The sequence below is a fragment of the Mesorhizobium sp. M7A.F.Ca.US.006.04.2.1 genome (assembly GCF_004022915.1).
Taxonomy (GTDB): domain Bacteria; phylum Pseudomonadota; class Alphaproteobacteria; order Rhizobiales; family Rhizobiaceae; genus Mesorhizobium; species Mesorhizobium ciceri.
This window is the reverse complement of record NZ_RZQA01001595.1, coordinates 1-531: the sequence shown is the minus strand read 5'-3', so window position 1 is coordinate 531 and position 531 is coordinate 1. Positions and strand designations below refer to the sequence as shown.

Here is a 531-nt window from a genome sequence, read left to right as displayed (position 1 = left end):
GTCAAGGCGGCGTGCAGCGCGTCGCGGTCGGTGCTGCCGTCGGCGGCGACCGTGGCCAGCAGGTCGATGCCGGCATGGTGGGCGAAAGCGTCCGCCACCGTCAGTCGTTCCGGCTCGGCAAACGGATCGCAGTCGCGGCCCCGGAAAGAGAAAAGAGTCGCCCCTGTCCTTGTCGCGGCCAGCGCCAGAAAGGCCGCACAATCCAGCATCAGGCTCTCATAGGCCTCGCCCACCCTGTACCATTCGAGCATGGTGAATTCGGGATGATGCAAGGGGCCGCGCTCGCGGTTGCGATAGACCGGACCGAAGCTGAAAATCCTGGTTTCACCGGCGGCGATCAACTTCTTGCAGGCGAATTCCGGCGAGGTGTGGAGATAGAGTGGCGCCCTTGCACCGTCCGGCCCGACCGCTTCCGTGGCGAAAGCCGCCAGATGCGCCTCATTGCCGGGCGAGACCTGCAGCGCCGCCGTTTGCACCTCGACGAAATCATGGGCGGCGAACCAGTCGCGCAGGCCGGCGGCGCTGCAGGTC

The 531-nt window shown here is 66.5% G+C and carries 1 protein-coding gene; it reads right to left on the bottom strand.

Annotated features, from left to right (window positions below; all coding sequences use genetic code 11):
- The coding region (locus EN925_RS38930) for an amino acid--tRNA ligase-related protein (protein ID WP_348630399.1) at positions 1–531 on the bottom strand (531 nt) is incomplete at both ends.